Source organism: Paenibacillus sp. FSL R5-0713, from assembly GCF_037973325.1.
Taxonomy (GTDB): domain Bacteria; phylum Bacillota; class Bacilli; order Paenibacillales; family Paenibacillaceae; genus Paenibacillus.
Genome location: NZ_CP150229.1, coordinates 326,259 through 347,891 on the forward strand (window position 1 = coordinate 326,259; position 21,633 = coordinate 347,891).

At 45.7% G+C, this 21,633-nt stretch carries 24 protein-coding genes; 16 read left to right on the top strand and 8 right to left on the bottom strand.

All coding sequences use genetic code 11. The features are described 5' to 3' along the window. The first annotated feature begins 86 nt into the window (after positions 1 to 86). From iolE to MKZ12_RS01560, 8 genes are all read left to right on the top strand, one after another. Entirely contained in the window at positions 87 to 989 is a 903-nt protein-coding gene (gene iolE, locus MKZ12_RS01525) for a myo-inosose-2 dehydratase (protein ID WP_339258374.1), read from the top strand. A gap of 197 nt (positions 990 to 1,186) precedes the next feature. Further along, positions 1,187 to 2,197, top strand: coding sequence for a 5-dehydro-2-deoxygluconokinase (gene iolC, locus MKZ12_RS01530; RefSeq protein ID WP_339258375.1), 1,011 nt, complete (start codon positions 1,187 to 1,189; stop codon positions 2,195 to 2,197). A gap of 99 nt (positions 2,198 to 2,296) precedes the next feature. Continuing rightward, a complete protein-coding gene (locus MKZ12_RS01535; protein ID WP_339258377.1) occupies positions 2,297 to 3,772 on the top strand; it encodes a CoA-acylating methylmalonate-semialdehyde dehydrogenase in 1,476 nt (491 codons plus the stop codon). A gap of 69 nt (positions 3,773 to 3,841) precedes the next feature. Continuing rightward, positions 3,842 to 4,894, top strand: a complete 1,053-nt coding sequence (gene iolG / locus MKZ12_RS01540; RefSeq protein WP_339258378.1) for an inositol 2-dehydrogenase — start codon at positions 3,842 to 3,844, stop codon at positions 4,892 to 4,894. Between the two features lie 112 nt (positions 4,895 to 5,006). Beyond that, positions 5,007 to 5,813, top strand: a complete 807-nt coding sequence (gene iolB / locus MKZ12_RS01545; RefSeq protein ID WP_074093115.1) for a 5-deoxy-glucuronate isomerase — start codon at positions 5,007 to 5,009, stop codon at positions 5,811 to 5,813. Between the two features lie 214 nt (positions 5,814 to 6,027). Then, positions 6,028 to 7,035, top strand: a complete 1,008-nt coding sequence (locus MKZ12_RS01550; protein WP_339239131.1) for a LacI family DNA-binding transcriptional regulator — start codon at positions 6,028 to 6,030, stop codon at positions 7,033 to 7,035. Positions 7,036 to 7,391: 356 nt separating this feature from the next. Next, positions 7,392 to 7,925 (top strand): hypothetical protein, encoded by a 534-nt coding sequence (locus MKZ12_RS01555; RefSeq protein WP_339239132.1) that lies wholly within the window; start codon positions 7,392 to 7,394, stop codon positions 7,923 to 7,925. Further along, positions 7,922 to 8,422, top strand: a complete 501-nt coding sequence (locus MKZ12_RS01560) for a GNAT family N-acetyltransferase (protein ID WP_339239133.1) — start codon at positions 7,922 to 7,924, stop codon at positions 8,420 to 8,422. The genes MKZ12_RS01555 and MKZ12_RS01560 overlap by 4 nt, the downstream gene beginning before the upstream one ends. Before the next feature lie 151 nt (positions 8,423 to 8,573). Here the strand turns inward: MKZ12_RS01560 and MKZ12_RS01565 are convergent, their stop codons facing one another. The 3 genes from MKZ12_RS01565 to MKZ12_RS01575 form a co-directional block, all read right to left on the bottom strand. After that, entirely contained in the window at positions 8,574 to 8,933 is a 360-nt protein-coding gene (locus MKZ12_RS01565) for a hypothetical protein (RefSeq protein WP_339239134.1), read from the bottom strand. Between the two features lie 259 nt (positions 8,934 to 9,192). Beyond that, on the bottom strand, positions 9,193 to 9,993 hold the full coding sequence (locus MKZ12_RS01570; RefSeq protein ID WP_339258380.1) for a DUF4261 domain-containing protein: 801 nt from the start codon (positions 9,991 to 9,993) through the stop codon (positions 9,193 to 9,195). Between the two features lie 116 nt (positions 9,994 to 10,109). Continuing rightward, positions 10,110 to 10,466, bottom strand: a complete 357-nt coding sequence (locus MKZ12_RS01575; protein ID WP_036608019.1) for a DUF1304 domain-containing protein — start codon at positions 10,464 to 10,466, stop codon at positions 10,110 to 10,112. A gap of 265 nt (positions 10,467 to 10,731) precedes the next feature. On the opposite strand from MKZ12_RS01575, the gene MKZ12_RS01580 reads away from it, so the two are divergent. Further along, positions 10,732 to 11,265, top strand: a complete 534-nt coding sequence (locus tag MKZ12_RS01580; protein ID WP_339239136.1) for an MOSC domain-containing protein — start codon at positions 10,732 to 10,734, stop codon at positions 11,263 to 11,265. A gap of 15 nt (positions 11,266 to 11,280) precedes the next feature. On the opposite strand, the gene MKZ12_RS01585 is transcribed toward MKZ12_RS01580, so the two are convergent. Together MKZ12_RS01585 and MKZ12_RS01590 are read right to left on the bottom strand one after the other, a co-directional pair. Further along, complete coding sequence (locus tag MKZ12_RS01585) at positions 11,281 to 12,120, bottom strand: helix-turn-helix domain-containing protein (protein ID WP_339258382.1); 840 nt, start codon at positions 12,118 to 12,120, stop codon at positions 11,281 to 11,283. Between the two features lie 28 nt (positions 12,121 to 12,148). Continuing rightward, positions 12,149 to 12,886: a WecB/TagA/CpsF family glycosyltransferase gene (locus MKZ12_RS01590; protein WP_339258384.1), complete on the bottom strand. Its 738-nt coding sequence runs from the start codon at positions 12,884 to 12,886 to the stop codon at positions 12,149 to 12,151. Positions 12,887 to 13,146: 260 nt separating this feature from the next. Here MKZ12_RS01590 and MKZ12_RS01595 point away from each other — a divergent pair, with 260 nt between their 5' ends. Further along, complete coding sequence (locus tag MKZ12_RS01595; RefSeq protein ID WP_339258386.1) at positions 13,147 to 13,596, top strand: SRPBCC family protein; 450 nt, start codon at positions 13,147 to 13,149, stop codon at positions 13,594 to 13,596. A gap of 180 nt (positions 13,597 to 13,776) precedes the next feature. Continuing rightward, entirely contained in the window at positions 13,777 to 15,306 is a 1,530-nt protein-coding gene (locus MKZ12_RS01600; protein WP_339258388.1) for a PAS domain-containing protein, read from the top strand. A gap of 145 nt (positions 15,307 to 15,451) precedes the next feature. Here the strand turns inward: MKZ12_RS01600 and pyk are convergent, their stop codons facing one another. Beyond that, on the bottom strand, positions 15,452 to 16,867 hold the full coding sequence (gene pyk, locus MKZ12_RS01605; RefSeq protein ID WP_339239141.1) for a pyruvate kinase: 1,416 nt from the start codon (positions 16,865 to 16,867) through the stop codon (positions 15,452 to 15,454). A 112-nt stretch (positions 16,868 to 16,979) separates the two neighbouring features. Here pyk and MKZ12_RS01610 point away from each other — a divergent pair, with 112 nt between their 5' ends. Next, complete coding sequence (locus MKZ12_RS01610) at positions 16,980 to 17,759, top strand: AraC family transcriptional regulator (protein WP_339258390.1); 780 nt, start codon at positions 16,980 to 16,982, stop codon at positions 17,757 to 17,759. Between the two features lie 133 nt (positions 17,760 to 17,892). Here the strand turns inward: MKZ12_RS01610 and MKZ12_RS01615 are convergent, their stop codons facing one another. Continuing rightward, the gene (locus MKZ12_RS01615; protein ID WP_339258392.1) at positions 17,893 to 18,564 is read right to left on the bottom strand and encodes a phosphatase PAP2 family protein; all 672 of its coding nucleotides are present in this window, start codon (positions 18,562 to 18,564) and stop codon (positions 17,893 to 17,895) included. 307 nt (positions 18,565 to 18,871) lie between these two features. On the opposite strand from MKZ12_RS01615, the gene MKZ12_RS01620 reads away from it, so the two are divergent. From MKZ12_RS01620 to MKZ12_RS01635, 4 genes are all read left to right on the top strand, one after another. Further along, positions 18,872 to 19,660 (top strand): CPBP family intramembrane glutamic endopeptidase, encoded by a 789-nt coding sequence (locus MKZ12_RS01620; protein ID WP_339258394.1) that lies wholly within the window; start codon positions 18,872 to 18,874, stop codon positions 19,658 to 19,660. Positions 19,661 to 19,800: 140 nt separating this feature from the next. Then, positions 19,801 to 20,037: a hypothetical protein gene (locus MKZ12_RS01625; RefSeq protein ID WP_339258395.1), complete on the top strand. Its 237-nt coding sequence runs from the start codon at positions 19,801 to 19,803 to the stop codon at positions 20,035 to 20,037. A 395-nt stretch (positions 20,038 to 20,432) separates the two neighbouring features. Continuing rightward, positions 20,433 to 20,633, top strand: a complete 201-nt coding sequence (locus MKZ12_RS01630) for a cold-shock protein (protein ID WP_024633772.1) — start codon at positions 20,433 to 20,435, stop codon at positions 20,631 to 20,633. Positions 20,634 to 20,821: 188 nt separating this feature from the next. Continuing rightward, entirely contained in the window at positions 20,822 to 21,049 is a 228-nt protein-coding gene (locus tag MKZ12_RS01635; RefSeq protein ID WP_017691121.1) for a cold-shock protein, read from the top strand. A gap of 244 nt (positions 21,050 to 21,293) precedes the next feature. Here MKZ12_RS01635 and MKZ12_RS01640 read toward each other — a convergent pair whose 3' ends face one another. Continuing rightward, the gene (locus MKZ12_RS01640) at positions 21,294 to 21,632 is read right to left on the bottom strand and encodes a hypothetical protein (RefSeq protein ID WP_339239146.1); all 339 of its coding nucleotides are present in this window, start codon (positions 21,630 to 21,632) and stop codon (positions 21,294 to 21,296) included. Between the last annotated feature and the right edge of the window lies 1 nt (position 21,633).

Sequence of the window (21,633 nt, forward strand, 5' to 3'; positions counted from 1 at the left end):
TGGACGTATTTATCTATATATTGAAACTAAGAGCACTGCATTCCAAGTGAACCATACATGCTGAACGACAAAGGAGACGTGGAGCAATGAGCAAGCTGCCATTCCAGCTTGGGATACATCCGATCAATTGGGTCGGTGAAGATGTGAAAGAGCATGGTGATACGACAACGTGTGCGCAGATTCTGGATGACATTCAGCGCCTTGGGCTGACAGGTACAGAGATGGGACGTAAATATCCAACTGATCCCGCTATACTGCGTGAGGAATTGAGCAAAAGGAATATCAAGCTGATCTCTCAGTGGAAATCCGTACTGTTCTCCGACCCGGCATATCGTCAGTCGGAGCTGGACAGTTATCGCAGACATGCGGAATTTCTTCAATCTATGGGCAGTAAGGTGATCAGTACGGCAGAGGTAGGTGGGTCACTTCATTTTGATCCAAGACGAACTCCGCATGAAAAAGAAGTGCTTAGACTCAGCGAATCGGAATGGCATATTCTTGCTGAAGGGTTGAACGAGGCAGGAGCTATCGCCCATGAACACGGGTTGAAGCTTACGTACCATCATCATGGAGGCACAGTGGTCGAGCAACCGGATGAGATTGATCGACTGATGGAGTTGACGGACCCGTCTCTCGTATATCTGCTCTATGATACAGGTCATGCCTACTATGGCGGAGCCAATCCGCTGGAACTGCTGCGCAAACATTATGATCGGATTGCCTATATCCATCTGAAAGATATCCGCCCTCATGTGCTGGATGAAGCACGCGCGGAGCAGTCTGACTTTGTCGGTTGTATTCGCAGAGGCGTGTTCACCGTACCAGGGGATGGATGCATTGATTTTGAGCCAATTCTGCAAGAACTGATCACACGAGGGTACGATGGTTGGGCGATGCTTGAAGGAGAGCAGGACCCTGCGATTCATAACCCGTATGAGTATGCCAAGCGATCCTTGAGCTATATGGAGTCCTTATACCAACACAGCTAATACAGAAGTAGCGATGGGGAGAGGACCATACTCATGAAGTGAAAAGGAAGAAGGTTAGCAAGAGTATAACGTTCCAATTGGAAAATAAACCTGACCTATTCTAGATGTTTACGAGTCCTCACCAATGGAATGAGTAACTAGTCTAGATATCCATATGCAACAAGTAATATCCCACCACAGAAAGGGGCTCACATGCAATGACTTACGTATCCTTTCCGGTATCCAGGAAGAAGGATTTCACCGCGATTGGTCGCTTGTGCATCGACTTGAACGCCAATGAGATCAATCGCCCGATGGAAGAGACGATGACGTTCACGAAGTATGTTGGCGGATCGCCGGCCAATATTACGATAGGCATGTCTAGACTGGGTATGGAGACAGCTTTTATCGGTAAGATCGCGAATGACCAGATGGGTCGATTCATCCATAGCTATCTGGAGAAGAACGGCATCGACACATCAAACGTGGTCACGGATGATACCGGAGCGGTGACAGGGCTTGCTTTTACCGAAATCAAGAGCCCAACCGATTGCAGTATTTTAATGTACCGGGACAATGTAGCGGATCTGTTATTACGGGCACAAGAGGTGCAGGAACAGTTAATTGCTGACTCTAAAGTGCTGCTAATCTCAGGCACGGCCCTCGCGCAGAGCCCATCCCGTGAAGCCGTATTACAGGCACTAACGTATGCGAAAAAACATGGAACCGTTATTGTGTTTGATCTGGACTATCGCCCATACACCTGGACATCGGACGAAGAGACAGCGGTCTATTATAACCTTGCAGCCGAGAAATGCGATATCATCCTGGGCACACGCGAAGAGTTCGACATGATGGAGACATTTGACCATAATCCGGATCATAGTGATCAGGTGACTGCACAGAAATGGTTTGATTTCTCAGCGAAGATCGTTGTCATTAAACACGGTAAGGAGGGGTCCATTGCTTATACGCGTGAAGGGCTTTCCCACCGTGCGGACAGCTATCCGGCAAAAGTAGTCAAAACGTTCGGGGCAGGCGACTCCTACGCAGCCGGGTTCCTGTATGGGTTGATGCAGGGCTGGACGATTGAGCGCAGTATGGCGTACGGCAGCGGCGCAGCAAGTATCGTTATTTCGAGCCATAGCTGTTCGGATGCGATGCCAACGGTAGAACAGGTGAATGATTACATCGAACGTTGCAATCGGGGCGAGATTACCGCGCTCTGAAGCAGATTGCAATACTTTGAATAACACGCTCATACAGATCAACATCACTAATATCAGTTGAACATAAGGGATCACACATAAGCGAAGGGAGACAGGGCTATGGGAAAAGGGATTTCTGAAGCGTCTGCAACAGCCACAATGGTAAAAAACTGGATTGGGGGTGCCTGGGTGACCCCAGCGGCAACCCGTACCGAGCCGGTTGTGAATCCGGCTACAGAAGAGGTCATTGCACATGTGCCACTGTCTGAACAAGCGGACGTAGATCTGGCTGTACAGACGGCACGGGAAGCGTTCAAGTCCTGGAGCGGCACACCGGTTCCACGCCGTGCACGTATTCTGTTCCGATACCAGCAGTTGCTGGTCGAACACTGGGAAGAGCTCGCCCGCCTGGTAACGCTGGAGAACGGCAAAAGCTACGCCGAAGCGTATGGTGAGGTACTGCGTGGCATTGAGTGTGTCGAGTTCGCGGCAGGTGCCCCGAATCTGATGATGGGTAAACAACTGCCTGATATCGCGACAGGACTGGAGTCAGGCATGTATCGTTACCCAATCGGAGTTATTGGGGGAATTACCCCGTTCAACTTCCCGATGATGGTGCCGTGCTGGATGTTCCCGCTGGCTATTGCATGCGGTAACACCTTTGTCCTGAAACCGTCCGAGCGTACACCGCTCCTTGCAGGCCGCCTGGCAGAGCTGTTCAAGGAAGCAGGGCTTCCGGATGGCGTGCTCAACATTGTACACGGTGCACATGATGTCGTGAACGGTCTGCTGGAACATAAGGATGTTCAAGCGATCTCCTTTGTCGGATCACAACCTGTAGCTGAATACGTCTATACCACTGCATCCAAGCATGGCAAACGGGTACAGGCACTCGCGGGTGCCAAAAACCACTCCATCGTTATGCCGGACGCCGATCTGGATCTAACGGTAAAAGAAATTACGAGTGCAGCCTTTGGCTCAGCAGGGGAACGCTGTATGGCATGTTCAGTTGTTGTGGCTGTGGGTGATGTGGCTGATGAACTGGTACAAAAACTGGTGGAAGCAGCAGATCGTATTACCATTGGTAATGGTATGGATGAGGGCGTGTTCCTCGGTCCTGTTATCCGTGGACCACATAAAGAGCGTACACTCGGTTACATTGAATCCGGAGAGCAGGAAGGTGCGGCATTAATTCGGGATGGACGTAAGGATCAGGCGACAGATGGTTCGGGTTATTTTGTAGGGCCAACGGTATTCGACCAAGTGGAGAGTAATATGAAAATCTGGCAGGATGAGATCTTTGCTCCAGTGCTTTCGGTGGCAAGAGTATCTACCCTGGAGGAAGCCGTTGAGCTGGCAAACCGTTCCGATTTTGCTAATGGTGCGTGTCTGTTTACCCGCAGCGGGGCAAGTATGCGTCAATTCCGTGAGACAATTGATGCGGGCATGTTGGGTATTAACCTGGGCGTACCTGCACCAATGGCATTTTTCCCGTTTTCCGGTTGGAAAAAGTCCTTCTATGGTGATCTGCATGCCAATGGTACGGATGGTGTTGAATTCTACACTCGCAAGAAGATGGTAACGGCGCGCTGGTAACAACCAGAGCATAACTCGGGCTAAGGGGAACGCTCAGCCCATATGGACGCACATAGGGAGGATAACGTAATGGGCAAGGACAAAGTGAGAATTGGCATCATCGGTGCTGGACGGATCGGCAAAATTCATGCAGACAATCTCCTGCGTAACCCGCATGCCGAGATTGTGGGAATCAGTGACTTGTTTGCAGGTCCTGAATTGGAGGCATGGGCCTCCACACGTGGCATCCCTGTTGTAACAACGGATAGCAGTCAGTTGATCTCGATGCCTAATGTAGACGCGGTGCTGATCTGTTCTTCAACAGATACACATGTGCCGCTGATCGAACAGGCCGCCAAGGCAGGCAAACATATCTTTTGCGAGAAGCCAGTCAGTATGAATCTGGCACAGACCCAAGCGGCTGTAGCAGCGGTTCAGAAGGCGGGCGTGAAGCTGCAAATCGGGTTTAACCGCCGTTTCGATCACAACTTCAGACGGGTACGTGCTCATGTGCAGGATGGTACGATTGGTGATCCGCATATTATCAAAATTACGTCTCGCGACCCGTCTCCACCACCTGCGGAGTATATCCGGGTGTCTGGCGGGATCTTCATGGACATGATGATCCACGATTTTGATATGGCCCGTTATCTGTCAGGAAGTGAAGTGGAAGAAGTCTACGCTCAGGGCAATGTGTTGATCAATCCGGTCTTTGCAGAACATGGCGATGTGGATACGGCAATTGTAACGATGACGTTTGCCAACGGGGCGATTGGTGTTATTGATAACAGCCGTCAGGCTGTATACGGGTATGACCAGCGTGTAGAAGTATTTGGTTCAATGGGCAGCGCCGCAGCGGCGAATGACCATCCGAATACGGCTGAGATCAGTACAGCGGCCGGGCTAATGCGCGACAAACCGTTACACTTTTTCCTGGAACGTTACAATGAAGCGTATGTGCAGGAGACAGCTCTCTTTATCGATGCGATCATCCACGATACACCCGTTATCGTAGATGGCCACGATGCAGTACAGGCAGAGCGAATTGCGCTGGCAGCAAAAATGTCCATGGAGCGGGGAAGACCTGTGAAGCTGAGTGAAGTCCCTGGGTTGTCCCTGGAATCGCAAACGGCAACGCCATAAGTGGATGATTAAAGTCACTTTTTCTGGATAGAGCGCATGAATAAGTCCAAGTTTTGTTTTTTTATAAGGTTCAGATTGTTGTGGATGACTACAGAAAGGAGTGGATAGCAAGATGTCAGAACGTATTGTGAAACCCGTGGTCAACCCGGAGGGAGACGGTACACTTATCAACGTAACACCGGAGTCGGCCGGGTGGGAATATGTTGGATTTCAGGTAGCGAAGTTGGCAGAAGGGGAGACGCTAACCCGTGAGAGCGGTGATCAGGAACTCTGTGTGGTGCTTCTCAGTGGTTTCGCCAATGTAAGTACCCGCGAGCATACATGGGATAATATCGGAAAAAGAATGAGTGTTTTCGAGAAAATTCCGCCGTATTCAGTCTACGTCTCAACTTCCGATCAAGTGCAGATCACAGCACGTACCGAACTGGAAATCGCTATATGTGTTGCACCCGGTAAAGGCACGTACCCGGCTCGTCTTATTGCACCTGAAGATGTAGGGGTAGAGGCGAGAGGGTATGGCAATCTGGAACGCCAGATTCATAACATTTTGCCGGAACAAAAGGAAGCGGACAGTCTGCTCGTTGTTGAGGTGTTCACACCAGATGGGCATTGGTCTAGTTATCCGCCACATAAGCATGATCGGGACGCACTTCCGGATGAATCTTTGCTGGAAGAGACGTATTATTTCCGTGTACAGCCTGAGCAGGGGTTTGCCATTCAGCGCATATACACGGATGATCGCTCTGTAGATGAGACGTTGGCAGTGAAGAATGGCGAAGTGGTGCTTGTTCCAGACGGATATCATCCGGTAGGTGCCCCTCCGGGGTATGAGGTCTACTATCTGAACGTTATGGCTGGCCCAACCCGAACTTGGAAATTCCATAACGACCCTGACCATGAGTGGTTGATGAAAAAGTAAAACAGTTCATGCTACGCAGATTGTGCTCACTTCAGGTTGCGTATGCAGACTTCCCCCTGCATAATGAGAAGAGAACAATGATGTATGCGAATCAATTTCATAACTCACTAAAAATGGATTTCTGTAACTTAGCCTTGATTGAAGCAGCTAAAGGTATCATGAAATTGACTCATGTATAACGCAATTTATATATAGCAAAAATGGGGAAAAAACAATGAAAGCAACCATATACGATATAGCACGCGAGGCGGGGGTATCCATTGCAACCGTCTCGCAGGTCATTAATGGCAAAGGCAAGATCAGCGAGAAACGGCGCGCGGAGATTATGGAGATCATGGAACGCCTTCACTATCAACCCAGCGCAATCGCAGCTGCACTTACAGGCAAGCAGACGTATACATTGGGGCTGCTCGTACCGGACATCTCAAATCCGTATTTTGCAGAACTCGCCAGAGCGGTGGAGGATCGTAGCCGTCAATTGGGCTACAGCGTGGTCATCTGCAGTACGGATAATAAGGACGAGCGGGTAGAGCGTTACCTGAACCTGCTCCAGCAAAAAAGGGTCGATGGCATGATGATCGGAACCGGGATCGATAATGCCGAAATTTTATCTCCCCTCCTGCAACAATCGATACCTGTTGCTCTGATTGCCCGTCATATGCCATCCCTGTCCGTACATACGGTCACCATTGACGACATACTCGGCGGGGCACTCGCAGCGGAGCATCTGCTTGAACTTGGGCACACCCGTGTAGCGGTATTGTCGGAACCGTCCAAAGTCAGCAGCAGTCAGGAACGTGTACGCGGATTCCGTGAAGCATTGATTAAGGCAGGTTATACGTTGGAACCGACTCAGATCCGAGAATCCGCAGCTGACTTGAGTTCGGCCAAAAAAGAGGCGCTACTGCTGCTCCGTGAGGACGATCACCCAACAGGTTTGTTCTGTTGTAATGACATTCAGGCCATCGGTGCTCTTCAGGCAGCCAAAGAGCTGGGGCTACGTGTGCCAGAGGATGTGTCGATTATCGGGTTTGATAACACCATTCTAGCCTCGGTAACCAGTCCACCGCTTACGACTGTAGCCCAACCAATTGAAGAACTGGGGCATCGCGCTGTAGACCTGTTGATAGAAGAGTTAAAGGATGAGCGTAAAGAACCGCAGAAGATTGTGCTGAAGCCTGAGCTGGTTATCAGAGACTCGGCAGGCCGCGTATTGCGCTGATAAAATTAGGTTGTTTCGATGTAACCTAACAAGGCGTCAGTCCAAGTTGATATGCGTCATATCCCTGTGTGGAGATCCGGATATCGTTTGACCTCACATTCTGAACATGTACGGTAACAAAATAACAGATAAGCCGCGCTCGCCCTATGGGTGAACGCGGCTTATTGACGTACATTTTAAATTATTATTTTAGCTACTAGTGGTATTGAGAGAATAACATAGTATAACAAAACATTATCGATTGCATAGCAGCAGTAAATAAGAATAACTATGGAAGAGAAGAAGTATGATGATATACTGGAAAGTATCATTAATTACCATTTTATATATGTTTTGTGGTGTGTGGAGGGAGAGTTATGATTAAAAGAATTAAGATAATTATGGGTGTCGCTGCAATTATTGTTGTTGCAGCTATTGCGGCGCGTATGTATACCTCTGGTCAATATGCGATGTACATCCCCAGTAAACATACGACGTTTCGAGCTGAGGTGACAGATCATATGAGCATGCTGGATCGCTTGGATCGACTGACCATTAGAAAAGTTTCAAGTGCAGATCCGAATAATGATGAGGATGAAGTGACGATCACAGATCCCAACGAGATTAGGGATATGCTGAAGTTGTTAAAGGATGTTGAACTTAAAAAGGTTCGGGAATTGCACGTTTCCGAAAGGAATCCGCATTACTACGAGTGGCGAGTTACCATTAACAAAGAAGGTCGCTTTACCGATCGATTCGGACTGACCTTCTATAATGAACATTCCCTCTCAATCTACAGCGAGGCGAAAACAAGAGATAATCTGGAAGAATACGAGATTACTAATGAGTTTAGCCTGAATGAGATGGAACGCCTATTTGAAAAACTGAAGGAGGAGCAAACAAGACCGTGACCAACTATCATGTCCGTCCGATTGAGGAAGAAGATATCCCTTTTCTGTGGGAGATGTTATACGCATCCCTGCATACACGAGAAAATGATGAACCTCTCCCAATCGAAAGTGTTCATACACCTGAACTGTCCAAATACGTTGAAGAATGGGGAAGGGAAGGAGACTTCGGATATATTGCAGTTGACCAACATAACCGAAGATTAGGTTCAATAACATTACGATTCTATACGGATCAGAATGCGGGATACGGTTATGTGAATGCAGCTACGCCAGAGATGGGGATGGCTGTAACACAAGATGCACGTGGAAAAGGAGTAGGTACCTTACTGCTTCAGAGCGCATTAGATGAGGTGGAACGGAGGGGAATTGAAGCAATCTCCCTCAGTGTTGATCCCGATAACCAAGCGATTCGCTTGTATAGGCGGTCAGGGTTTGTGGAGAAAGGCCTCTGTGGTACATCGGTAACGATGGTACGAGTGAGTACTTCGAAATCTTAAAGGATAAGCGATCGTTCTATAAAGTAAGAAAACAAGGGTAAGCAAAGTATTCCTGCATAATAAAGGCGCTTCCTCATGGGAAACGCCCTTTTTTTACGTGAAGCACATACATATTACATATTTCTTTGAACTCACGTTGTAATACCTCAATTTATTTCAACAAAAATGCCAAAGCCTCGTCATACGTTTCCCATTGGAATTCCGTCTGATGCGCTGATTCCTTGGAAATTCGATTCAATTGCATTTTGGCGATCGCACCGCCTACAGCCACACTAGCCCGCTTCATACCCCAATCTAGCAGTAATTTCTGATGCTCCACAATTTTTTCTTTGGTATCCTGAGGAAATGCCTTCATCGTTCTCATGTCCACGAGCACATCAAACGAATTTCCCAATTGCGCCGCTATTCTCTGAATTTCTTTATTCGCTTGTTCGACATGTTCAGGAGTAACAATACCTTCCCAGATAATTTCAATAATAGGTTTAGTTGAATCCAAACGTCTAACAGACATGTAGGCAACTCCTCGATTATAAAATAATATGTAATATATGAGACTATAAGCCTATTAATTATACCCTTTTATAACGAGAATGAAAACTGAAATCATAATATAGTGGTTCTTATGGACTACTTTTTCCTAGCGAAGTTAAATTCAGGGATTGTTCTCATATCGTCATTGGCAGGAGATTGAATAGCTAAAAGCCATCCAGAGGATGAACTCCGGATGGCTTCAATAATTGTAACATGATAAAGTGAAAATCCTGCGTCAGTTAGAAGCCAATCTTCAAACTGTTACCTTCCGTTGCTACACCTTTGGATAGGGAAATGCTTAGCTTTTGTTCTGCCGAGAAACCGAGTGTCTCCCCATCATGCAGTGTGACGTCGTTTTCAACCACATACGTTGTGGTCATGAACATCATCTCAAATACATCGCTTAAGGCTTCAGACGATTGTATAATCTCCATCTCTTCTTTTCCAAAGTTACGTAGTCCGTAAGTATAAGCTGAAGCGCCTTCGGCATTTTGAAATAATCCGATGAAAATCCAGAGCGAGACGGGCAACTCATCATGTTTGATCCCACGGCTGGTTTCGACATACTGACTGGCTTCCACGACAAGGGGGGCCATGTATATTGCCAGCGCGTGATCCAACTGTAACAAGGCACTCGCTGTTTGAGTGAACAGAACATGTCCTTCAATTGCATTGGTTGCGTTCAGAACCGAAACAATAATCTGAGACTGATGCCGTGAGGTAACTTGCTCCGCTTCTCGCCAAAGGATGTTTAGCCTGGCATTCTCCTCAACTTCACGATCTGGTACAGGCACGGCAATATGAGCGCATACCACCTGCATTCCATTCACTTCGAAAAAAAGATTGCCCTCCTCCGGTCGTTCCTCAATCTCAATATTCCATTCGTTCTTCATATTTCTGATGAAGAGGTCAAAATCACAATCGTCACGCTCCAGCAGGACAAAACCCACGATGGTCTCACTGTAATTCGTGGATTCGACAGCACCACTTGCAGGCACCTTTTCCTTTTTGCGTCGCCGAAGCTTATCAAACAATCCCATGACATGTTCTCCTTCCGATCCCAGATTGATTCTGGTCATTGTACACTGCTATCTATTCACCACCTTACCATAACGGAGTTAAGATGAATCGCAGCAATGCACCTATCGACAGGAAATTACAGGAACAGGACCAGCAACAATGCAATGATCGCAGGCAATCCTTGTTTGATGATGATCGACCGTGAAGACGTTGCTCCTCCATACAGAGCCGCGATAATCACACACGCCAGGAAGAAAATCTGAATATGCTGTCCAACGGCAGCATCCGGATATACGAGTCCCCAGATCAGACCTGCCGCAAGAAATCCATTGTAAAGGCCTTGATTGGCCGCGAGCGATTTGGTGGATTTGGCGAATTCCGGCGTGAGATTGAAGGTTTTCATTGTGCGTGGTCGAGTCCACATGAACATCTCCATCACCATGATATAGAAGTGTTCGACAGCTACAAGAGCTACAAAAATGATGCTAATCAATGGAAACACCTTGCTTTCTATATGTAATTTATTTACTTGTCCATCCTAGTATAAATGTTTGCAACGAGAACGGAAAGAGTAAAATTAATTTATAACAATTTAATTGTGTATTATTTAAAATGCGTATCATTTTCCAATTGAGTTATAATGTTAAAAATAAAGATTTGTACAAAGGTAAGCATACGCCGATTGTCGGCAATCCATTCACTGGGTAATAATGAACAATAAAGAAAGTGATATTGCTGAGGAAAGGGAGGAGATTACTATGGGAACGGTTCAATTTGTCTTGCTGGCTGATGATCCATCCACATTTTTGACCCGAGTTGTCCCCTTTATCGATATTGAGCTTGCGGGAATTCCGGGTGACCGTCATTATGGTCTGCTTCGTCCAGCGGACTCACGTCAGAAAATCTACAAGCGCGGTACACCCATTGCGAATCGCCGCCAGATCAGTATTGTGTCCGAAGAAGAATGTGCTCTTATTGCAGAGAAAATGAATATTCCTGAAGTGCGTCCAGAGTGGCTGGGTGCCAACATACTGGTCCGTGGCATTGATCGATTGACGGAACTGCCTGCTGGAACGCGGCTTTTATTTCCGAACGGGACAGGGTTAATATGTGAAGGGGAGAACCTCCCCTGTGTACATCCGGGGAAAATGATTGAACAATTCTACAAACAGGACGGTTTGCGTAAAAAATTCGTGCCTGCGGCTCGCAAAAAACGTGGGATTGTGTGCTCGGTTGAGCGGGAAGGTGTAATCCATACGGGGGACACCATAGAGGTCATTCGCCTGTCCTGATGTTCAGGACAGGTCCTATTTGATCAGGCCCCGGCGCTCACCATTCGGATGTCTAGAGTGGTAGTACTCCTCTGGTGTACTGCCAATAATAGATTTGAAATCTCGGATAAAATGGGATTGGTCATGATATCCAAGGTCCTGGGATAGCTTAATCAGGTCACAGTGAAGACCGCGGTCCATCAATTCCGCAGCATTTTGCAGACGATACAACTTAATTACGGTTTTGGGTCCGATGCCCACATACTGATTGAACAGGCGTTGAAGCTTTCGGGTATGCATATTCCAATAGGAAGAGAGATCATTTACTCTCAGCATCTCCCGGTTCTGTTCAATCTGTTGCACAATATCGTTAACCATTCTTGCTTGAGCATCTTCAGCAGGAAGGTGTGTACATAATAGCTGGTCAATGTAACTGGTTTTATCCGCATCATCCCCCGCCCCAAGAAGCCGGTCTTCCAAGGATTCCGCTGTGACGTCAAGAATATTGGATACATTCATCGGCTGTCCGTACAAGGATGAGACAGGAACCCGGAGGAAGGGATAAAAGCCTCCTGGCTTGAATTTCACGCCAAATACACGACCTTTCCCACTCACAAGATAGGAGAATTTACGTCCGGATGGACCGAAGAAAAACGTATGGTTCCGTTCCACAACCAGATTGACACAGGGGTTAGGCACGACATGTTGGGGATACGGTTCAAGTCCCGTCAGATCCCAGGATACGATCCAGTAATGTTTAACAAAAGGGCGAAGTGCTTCGGAAGGAGCATGGCGTGTCAGTTGATACTTATGATCACCTTCATTCAGATTCAGCAGGCCCATACTTGGTCTGTCTCCTTGTTCTACCTGTTTCATCCGAATCATTCCTCCTGCTCATCTCACATTATTTAGGTTCTCGGAACAACAATGCCCGCACTGCAAAACGGGGTAAAATGAGTTGCCTGCGCCATCTTGAAGGTTGACTGAGAAGGCGATAGAGCCATTCCAGGTTAAGCTTCTGCCATATCGCAGGGGCACGTTTGGTTTTGCCAGCGAGGATATCGAGACTGCCCCCAACACCTATGGCTACACGAGCGTTCAATTGATGGCGATACTTGTTAATCCAGTGTTCTGCTTGGGGGGCGCCAAGAGCAACGATAAGAAAGTCTGGTTGAGCAGTACGAATCTCTTCCACAATCTGTTGTTCCTCATCTGCCTGGAAAAAACCATGGTGTCTGCCTTTTACGACGACTCCCGGATAACGCTGAGCAATGACTTTCACGGCCTGTTCACTTACGCTTTCCTCTGCTCCTAGCATATAGAATGACCAGCATTTTTGATCACCTTCCTCCAATAAACGAAACAGCAGATCACAACCGGTTACCCGTTCAGTCAATTGTCCGCCCCGCAAACGGGATACCATCACAATGCCAGCACCGTCAGCTGTAACCAACCCGGCTTGATCGACGACTTGGCGAAGATAGGCATTTTTCTGACAGGACATCACAATCTCGGGATTGCCTGTGATGACATGGAATAGTTCATTTCTTTCCTGACCTACGACTTCACCTAGGATTGCAACAGTTTGATTCATCGTTACATTGGGAAAGGGGATACCCATGATATTCGTTGATTGGCTCATGTTTCAATTCCTTTCTGCATCCTATTACATTGAACAAAACCTGTTATTTCATTCCAGTTTAGTATATCTGATCTTCTGGAAAAGGACTATATATGGGCGAAACCCGTTTTAGTAATGATATAAAAATTCCATGAGTGATAAATATCTTTATCGATATGACCTGTTGTCGCGTTTTTACAATACGGCCTTTGGGGTATAACGGTAGGATAGGAGTGCGAGGTGGGTAGATCGCGTGTCCAATACTTAAAGGGAGTGAGTCCATGGAACTGAAATATGAATTCTATATCAATGCAGGACTTGAAGATGTGTGGAATGCTCTAATATCACCAGACGGCACACGGAACAGCTTTTTCGGTAGTGAACTTCGCACTAATTTCCAACCAGGTCAGCCATTTGCTTATGTAGGGCCGGGTAATGATGGTGCGGAGACTGTACATGTGTACGGAGATATCTTGGAATTTGAACCACTGTCCAGACTTAGTTATCAAGAGCATCCTGGACCGTCGTACCATGCCAATCATGCCGATCTTCAATCCAGGGTGGTCTTCCAGTTGGAGACTGTGGGGGAGTGTACGAAGCTGACACTGATTAATGATCAATTTACAGATAACCATCCTTCCTTTGCGAATGCACAGAGCAGCTGGTGGATGATTCTAAGCAGCATCAAAACATGGGTGGAAACGGGGAAAACATTGAATTTTGGCTGGTAGCTGGTATGAGACATCATTTGAGATTAATTATCATAAAAAAATAAAAGCAATCTAATATAAGAACCGGTGCTGATTCAGCAATGGTTCTTGTTTTTTTATACAAATTTAAGACTATTGCTCTACATTTAATGTCTGATAATGTCGAAATATATATCATATGACCTAAGAGGAGAAATGAACATGTTTCGTAAACGTACTGAATCTACCAAACCAATTCGTATAGATGCACATCAAAAGTTACTGGAGTATAGTCGTAAACTCGTAGCAAATGCAGAAAAGGGCGATTATAACGCATGGATTGAAGATGGCATTGAATTTCCGGAAAATGATGAAATAGCTAGTAACATCAAAAAAGCAGTACATATGATGAAAGCACAAAACGAAGCCGTGGAAATGCGTCTTAGAATGCTGAATCAGGCAATGAATGTAGGATTATGGGAATCTGACATTGTTGCCGGTGATCCGCTGGATAACAATAATGTCGTGGCATTTTCGAATGAATTCCGCCAAATGTTAGGATTTGATAATTCCAAGGATTTCCCTAATACATTTGCAAGCTGGGCCAAATCGGTATATCCGGATGACAGACCCCAACTGGTGCAGGAGATTATGAGTCATGTGAATGACAGAAGAGCAACAACTGCCTATAATGTCATCAGCCGTATGATTACAAAAAGTGGAGAAATTCGCTGGTTCAGATGCCTTGGACAAGTCATCCGAAATCAGGCTGGCGTTCCGGTCAAACTTCTGGGCATCATGTTTGATATTCATGACGAGAAGAGCAAGTCTGATGAGCTGGAAGCACTCGTCACCCGATATGATCTTGTTAACCGTGCCTTGGTGGAGGCACCATGGGATATGACCGTTGTGGCTGGCGATGTGGTGAATCCGAATAATGAATTTTGGTGGTCACCCCAGTTCCGTAGAGAATTAGGGTTTAAAGACGAGCAGGATTTCCCGAATGTGTTCAGTAGCTGGAGCAGCAGACTTCATCCGGAGGACCATGATCGGACGATCAATGAATTCGCCAGACATATGAACGATTACAGTGGTCGTACCCCGTACGATCTGGATTATCGTCTGCAACGCAAAGACGGGGAGTATCGCTGGTATCACGCGGGTGGGGAGACCATTCGGGATCAGGATGGAGTACCGCTCCGTGTAGCTGGAACCATTCGAGATGTAACACATGAGAAGAATAAGGAACAGATCATGGAAGCCATGAATCTGAAAACCAAACAATTATCCGAGTCCATTGGCGAGATGGTACGTGGAATCAACTCAATCACCGATCAGGCACAGGATCTGGTTACTGCACAGGAGTTGTCTGCCGATGCAGCCATTCAAGTGAAGAGCAGTGCGGATGATACACAGAATATCACTGCGTTTATACGAGAGATTGCTAGTCAGACCAATCTGCTGGGGTTGAATGCAGCGATTGAAGCTGCACGTGCGGGAGAGCTGGGACTGGGATTTGGCGTCGTTGCGGGGGAAGTCCGGAAACTGGCTGATCACAGTTCAGAGGCCACAGTCAATATCGAAGACAGCATGCAGAAGATGAAAACACTGATTGATCAGATTCTTGAACATATCGGTAATATGTCTACGTTAACGCAAAATCAGGCTGCCCTGACACAGCAGGTGAATGCTTCAATGGATGAGATCAACACCATGTCACAGGATCTGGTTGATTACTCGCGAAATCTATAATCTTGAAGCCGTTTGTTGTAACATCACGATCATTGGCACACATCATCAACAAAAAAAATCCACCGGGATGCATTTCTGCCCTCGGTGGATTTTTTGCATATCTATATATAGCGAAGATGTATAGCTCCAGTTTCAGTTAGTGAATTTAGACTTGTTGAACTTTGATCAGGTTTGTATTACCGGATTGACCGATTGGAACACCAGCGGACAATACAATGATGTCGCCTTTTTCGATGTAACCTGTTTTGATTGCGTTACGTGTAGCGGACTCGAACATTTCATCCGTAGTGGTTACTTTGTCGCCCATAACCGGAATGACACCGGAGAGCAGGCAGATTTTCGCCAGTACTTCTTCATGTTGCGTAACTGCGATGATTGGCGCTTTTGGACGATATTTGGAGATCATACGTGCTGTGAATCCACTCTCAGTCGAAGTGATGATTGCTTTTGCATTCAGTACGAGGGAAGAACTTACTGCGCCCTGACTGATAACTTCAGTAATATCAGCGATCTGTTGAGCCGATTTTTGTGCGAATTGCTCTTTGTAATCGATCATTGTTTCAGCACGGCGTGCAACTGCAGCCATCGTGCGCACGGATTGTACCGGATATTTACCAGCAGCCGATTCACCGGACAACATCACAACGTCAGCACCTTGAAGTACAGCGTTAGCTACGTCACTTACCTCGGAACGAGTAGGGCGTGGGTTCACTTGCATGGACTCCAGCATGTGAGTAGCTACGATAACTGGTTTACCCGCACGGTTACATTTGTCGATCATTTCTTTTTGCATCATTGGCACATCTTCGATCGGTACTTCAACCCCGAGGTCTCCACGAGCAACCATGATACCGTCAGATGCTTCAATAATATCGTCCAGGTTCGTCATACCTTCCTGGTTTTCGATTTTGGAGATGATCTGTACGTGCTCTACACCGCGTTCTTTCAAAATGCTGCGGATTTCACGGATGTCGTCGCCTTTACGAACAAAGGATGCTGCGATAATTTCGATATCGTTTTCAATCCCAAATCCGATGTGCATAACGTCACGCTCGGTTACACCTGGCAATGTCGTTTTGATTCCTGGCAAGTTAACTCCTTTGCGTGGTTTGAGAATGCCGCCACTGATGATTTTACAATGGATATCGGATCCTTCCACAGACAGTACAGTCAGATCTACGAGACCATCATCGATGAGGATACGATCGCCAGGTTTCACAACGAGGTTCAGTTCTGGATAGTTTACCGAGATACGCTCAGCGTCACCGAGAATTTCTTCGGTAGTCAGGATCAGCTCTTTACCTGCTTGCAGATGGCAAGATGCTTCTTTCAGTTTGCCAATACGTACTTCAGGCCCTTTGATGTCCATCATGATCGGTACATAGGTGTTCAGTTCGGAAGCTGCTTTGCGGATATTGTTAATCCGTGTAACGTGATCTTCCAGTTCGCCATGAGCCATGTTCAGACGAGCAACAGTCATACCTTCCTGAATCATTACTTTCAGCAATTCGATTGAGTCACAAGCAGGTCCCATGGTACAAATAATTTTTGTTTTTAACATGCTAATTTCCTCCTCATATTTAAGCTTATATGTGTATTGTAGCGTTTTCTGTCGAATCAGGGTATGAACTATAGTACAATGATTAGAGTATAGTCCGATAATGAGGTGTGTTATGTTCACTCCACTTGAAGTACGGCATATTAATGGTGTTGGTTGGTACGAAGAAGCTGTGCAATCTCAACAAACCTGGCGACTTAGCTTGGTTACTTATGGAAAATGTGTATATTGGGTGAACGGTGATAAACAGATCATGGAAAAGGGGGAATTGCTCCTCATTCCAGGTGGCGTCCCATATTACGGCAAGAGTATTCCAACAGTAACGCACACACAGATTGTAATTCAATTGCAACGAAATCATTCAGAAACTCTACCTGCGCTCGAACGGTATGAGGCTTTGCGCCATAAACCTGGATGTTACGAACTGATCCATCAACGCATGAGCGCTATTCATCAACAATGGCAGGAGCGTCCGTCTTATTATGTCATGATGAGTCAAGCCTTATTGATGGAAGTGTTGATTTATATTAACAGGGAGTTAGATCGGGGAGTCATTACGCCGGAGAGACATAATCATGTTGAACGGATGAAGCGGTATATTGAGCGGCATTATCGGGAGAAAGTGACAAAGGAAGAACTCGGGGACGAGATCAACAAGACTCCCAATTATGCTGCTGCATTATTCAAAAGCATGACGAATCAGACCATCAGTCAGTATGTCCATGATCAGCGGATGAAACGAGCCATATACCTGCTCACGGAGTCACAACTCTCCATCCAGGAAATTGCCGAATTTCTAGGCTACCGGGACCTGTCTTATTTTTACCGCATATTTAAGCGTATAACGGGAAGTCCACCATCCGATCTGCTCCATGAACGCCCGCCTATAATATGAAACGTGTAGCCCAACCCTAATAAGTTCTTCTATATAAGTAGGTTTAATTAAATGAGTACAAAAAAAGAGGGCTCAGGCCCTCTTTTGCTGTATAACAGAATTATCATCCCACCTGCTACATATATAGATGCTGTTAAACATGACTGCTTGAATTAGATGCTGTGAGTGATTGCTTGCCCTTTTTTCGTGCCTGCCCAAGACGAAGAGCAAAGACATGTACAGTCCAATACGCGGCCTCCGCAAACAAAATGCCTCCGGCGATGTCCAGCAAGGAATGCTGCTTTACAAACACCGTTGAAGCAATAATCAACCACAGCCACACTGACCAAGAGATGCGTGCCAAAGGTTTGAAGTTCAAGTGTCTGTTAATCATAATAAACAGCAAGTAGCTGGTCAGAACGTGAACACTTGGGAAACAATTGAAAGGCGCATCGTTGGTATAGATAAACTGTACTAACACGCTGCTTAGATCGGTTCCGCCGATCACCGGGCGTGGCACATGAGTGGGGAACACCGCAAAACAGACATTGGCAGCCATCACCCCAATATTATAGGTAATTAACGTGCGCCAGAATAGCGACTTGTTTGTCAGACCCAGATAGAGAAATCCGAGATACAGAATGGGCATCCAACTAATGTATGGATAAATAAATTCTTTGATAAAAGGAATCTGTGTGTCAATCCAAGCATAATTGTAGAATACATCACTACCCGTGTTGCTACCTAAAAAAACGTAAATTGAGCCTTGGAGCGGTATGCACAGAATAGCCAGTAAATGCCCCCAGCGCTGAAAGAATGCTCTCATAGTATCCCCCTGATTTCATTATGCATTGTGAAACTATCGGTTAATGGATGCTTCATAGATATATGACGTTGAAGAGTCGCCGCACCCCTGCAGCTTTAAACTCTTGTAATACTATAATGGACAGATGAAGGTATAAGCCATACCTGATTTTAGGGGAAATGCAGTCAGGATAAGTCTCTTTTTTGTTACTTTTATATTTTTATCCATGATAGGAATATTCATTGTGCTCGTGATATGTTACAACTACATTGGCATATATGTTCATATAAAGACGAAAAAAAGCAAATGAAATGAGGTAGGCAAATGTATGGTTAACCCGCAATCCGAGCCAAAACATTCCTTTTCTGAGCGAAAACCTGTGCTCACCGTCGTGATTATTGAGCTACTTCTCCTGTTAGCCGTATTTGCTGCAGGGGCCATTGCCACGATAAAACAACTCGACTACACTTCTCCCGTGCTCATTTCCTTTACACCTATCGCAATTGTGCTGATCATCTATCTGACGTTAAGACGCAAGTGGGGAGAGACCGGATTTCGATCTTTGAGAAGTATCCCAGCTGGGCACGCAAAGTATTATATTCCACTACTCCTTGTACTGGGTACAATTTCTCTGAAAGGATTTGGAGAGCTGAGCTTGTCACGGGTGGTCTTTTTTATCTATTTTACCTTGCTCGTGGCCTTTGTTGAAGAAACGATCTATCGGGGGCTTATTTTCAAAACATTGCTTCGAAAAAGTGCAGTGGCCGCAGTCGTCACCTCCAGCATCTTGTTTTCAATTACACATTTGCTGAATGCATTGTCTGGTCAAAATATGACGGATACGATCATGCAATTGGTCTATGCGCTGCTTCTGGGAGCTGCACTGGCATTATTAATGCTGAAGAACGGAAATATCGTACCGCTTATTTTGTTTCATTTCATACATAATCTGATTCAATTCCTCGGGAATGACCTGGAGGACACAGGAACACTTCCCTATGATCTGTTTATACTTGCAGTACTGATTGCATATTGTGCCTGGTTAGTATGGAGCAATCGAACCCATTCGACGATTCCTTCCAATACAAGTGAGCAGGACAATACGGTTGTTCACTAAAGGTATTGCTTGGAAGTAGTATCCTAACGTTTCCCGTCAGCAGTGAGATCATGGTATACTTCAGTCTGGCGGGAAGACAGTTATGTTCGTGATACGAGGTCTGCCTATCCGTACATTAGATTCAAACAGTAGGTGATATAGTGGAGAAGACAGCACAAGGCGTAGCAGAATGGATGGTACAGGAGATTAAATTCACAGGAACACTTCATCAGGAAGCTGCCATAGAATATGTGAAGACCCATTTTGGCGAAGAGTTTGTTTTTGTGAACGAGAACGGCAATGCATCCTTGTCCAAGGAAGTGAAGAAGGCCTTCCGTAAGCTTCATCGTGGGCAGATCGCCTGGGATCGGGATGCATTTATGTGGGCATGGACCTAATGTGTTAAACTGTAATGATATGAATCATTGAATGTGTTGGATATGCATGTCAGAATATTATATAAAAAATGTATAAGATGGATTAGATCTGCATATCCTTTCATAAGACCGTACACAAGTGACCAGTCACATAAGCGTGATAAACCCTGTTGCCACGCGAGTTAATAACATGTATTTCCAAAGCTGTTTGAAAAGAAAATACAAAGATTTGCTTTTTGGCTGAAATGGAGTTATAATAAAAACAAGTTGTAGAGAGTGGAAAACCTAATTCATATATTGTAAAGGGCGATCACTTATAGGTTTATGACTGGTACCTTTTTCAATGTGTGAATTTTTATTTGCTTGCTGCAAAGAACAAAGGAACATGTTAATCTTTATTTGGAGGTGTAATTCACATGCAAAACGGAACAGTAAAATGGTTCAACGCTGATAAAGGCTTCGGTTTCATCGAAGTTGAAGGCGGAGAAGATGTATTCGTACACTTCAGCGCTATTACAGGCGAAGGCTTCAAAACGCTGGACGAAGGTCAACGCGTGCAATTTAAAATTGTACAAGGAAACCGTGGTCCTCAAGCAGAAGAAGTTGTAAAACTGTAATTAAAGCATAGCTGCCTTTAACATGTTATAATGGTAAAGGCAGCTTCTTTTTTTTGATTAGTTATATAAAAGTCGACCCAATAGTTGTCGAGGCAGAAGTTCGGTGGTACGTAAAACTTCCGCTAAGTGTAGGCTTCTGTGAAATAACGTCGGTTAGATGTTTTTCCATAACAAAGGGGGTAGAAGTCATGTATAATCGCAAAAAACCGTTGGAAGAGATTCCACAAGCTGATGCGGCAATCTGGGAATGTACGAGTGATACGTGCAAAGGATGGATGCGGGACAATTTTGCGTTTGATAACGTACCTACTTGTCCGATATGTGCTTCTGAGATGGTCAGCACGACTAGGATGCTACCATTGCTTGAGAATTCGAATAGTAATCTAAAAACGATGCCTAAAGGAAATCGGATTTAACATAGCTTACCCGCCTCTAACGAGGTGTTTTTTTTTTAAGATCAAATAGACACCCTCTGCGAAGGTAAGGGTATTAAATATGAAGTTCCCGGCATTCGTTTTAGCGAATGCCTTTTTTTGTCTCTTCATTTACAGAAAGTATACTGTAATTGACGTGTATCGTATGAAAAAGATAAAGACCCTTTTCGCTATAAGCAAAAAGGGTCTTTGTTATGCTACAAATTTACCATGATCAGATTTGAGTTTAGATGAACAGGAATGGCAGCAGGAACAGTGTTGCTACCAGAGCCAGTTCGATCCCTGCTCCATAGCCATAACCCCGACCGTATCCATATGGACCGTATGCCGAGGATTTAACTTTCTTTGATGCAACAGCGTTTTTCTTGCTGCCTTTTACCAACTGCTGTTTGGACTTGACTGAACATAGCCGTGGTCCCTCGAAACATCCGTTCAAATAAACTTTGCCATCACGACATTGGCTGAGTGTACCATACATATGCTTACCGTCTTTCATAACAAGACAAACGGAACGTCCAACGTGCGGAGAAACCGTTTCTTCACATACCCGATTAATTCTGTACATG